At 65.0% G+C, this 1,474-nt stretch carries 2 protein-coding genes and 1 pseudogene; 1 reads left to right on the top strand and 2 read right to left on the bottom strand.

From position 1 onward, the window contains the following. Window positions 1–520: histidine phosphatase family protein (locus tag QT222_RS01185; protein ID WP_491476035.1), on the bottom strand; the 520-nt coding region annotated here is incomplete at its 3' end. A gap of 74 nt (window positions 521–594) precedes the next feature. Here QT222_RS01185 and QT222_RS01190 point away from each other — a divergent pair. Continuing rightward, window positions 595–1,059: pseudogene (locus QT222_RS01190) on the top strand (SRPBCC family protein); the annotation flags it as partial. Between the two features lie 155 nt (window positions 1,060–1,214). Here QT222_RS01190 and QT222_RS01195 read toward each other — a convergent pair. After that, window positions 1,215–1,474 (bottom strand): hypothetical protein (locus tag QT222_RS01195; RefSeq protein WP_491476036.1); only part of this gene is annotated, 260 nt, incomplete at its 5' end.

Genomic DNA, 1,474 nt, shown 5'->3' on the forward strand with positions numbered 1-1,474 from the left:
GCGTCGCCCCGACGATATCGGGCCTTTTCATCTCGCCGAGGGAGGGCGGAGGCGGCGGGCCGGGTGTGACGGCGACCACCGTTCCGACGGCCGAAAGCGGGTCTGCAAGCCCCTCGTGGGCGTGGAGGACGCGCAGACGAACTTGGACGAGGCGCTCGCCGCTCGGCGGCCGCTCGCGCGCCGCAGGAGAGCCGACCGCCGAAAGCGAGTACTGCGGGTATCGGGCCGTCAGCTCGTCGAATTCGAGCCCTTGAAACGAACCAACGTCTCGTTCGCGCCACGATGGGTCGAGGACGGGTTCAATGTCGAGTTCGCGGGCAATCGGACGGGCGGTTTCCTGGGCGCGTTCGATATCCGACGAGATGAGTCGGTCAATCTCGTAGGAGTCTGCGACGTGGCGTGCGAGAGCGCTGGCCTGCGATTGGCCGCGCTCGGTGAGCGAGACAGGGGCCCACCCCTGTACACGCCCCGCGCGGTTCCACGTCGTCTCGCCGTGCCGGACGAGAAGGAGGGTTGCCATACCCCCGTGTCTCTCCTCACCCGCAATGAACGTTCCGCGCGAAATTCACGGTGTTGGGGCGCGAAATATCACATATGTCGTACGAGCTCACGACGAGCATCGAGATAGACGCCCCGCCGGAGCGGGTGTGGGAGGTACTCGTCGACTTCGACCACTACCCCGAGTGGAACCCATTCATGCGCATTGCCGGGCGGCCGAACGAGGGCGCGACACTCACCGTTCATCTGATGCCGCCGGGTGGGCGTGAATCCGTCTTCGAACCCGACGTGACGCGGTGCGAGAAGCACCGTGAACTCGTGTGGGTCGGACACCTCATCGTTCCGGGGTTGTTCGACGGTGAACATCGCTTCCGTCTCGAACCACTCGGCGGCGGCGAACGAACTCGGTTCGAACACACAGAGACGTTTTCGGGACTACTTTCCGGCCCCTTCATGTGGTTCATGGGCGACGAGACGAGAGCCGGGTTCGTCGCGATGAACGAAGGACTGAAGACGCGTGTCGAGGGGTTGGTTGCGGCGGACGAGCGAGAAACGGGCGAGCGAGAAACGGACGAGCGACAAGCAGATGAGGGAGAAACGGGCGAGCGAGAAACGGACGAGCGACAAGCAGATGAGGGAGAAACGGACAAGCGAGAGGCGGCCGACTCGTCGTGACCCGTCCCCCGGAAAACGAGCAGTTCGTCGGAGGCCGGAGACTACGACGCGTCCAGCGGTTCGTCGCAGAAGCGACAGGTGTCGCGGTCGGCTTCCTCCCGCGCGTGGCAGTTCGGACAGGAAACGAGTTCGTTTCGGCTGGGTGCCTTCTCAATGGGGGCGCGCGACCGAGTGTCGGCGTCGCTCCGATGGGTCCCGTAACCGCCCCCGCCGAGATTCAGATAGAGGGCCAACCCGAGGAGACCGCCGACGGAGACAGAAAAGCCCCAGAGGAAGGCGATGTGGGGGCTGCCGGTCTCGT

It is taken from the genome of Haloferax sp. s1 (assembly GCF_058382125.1).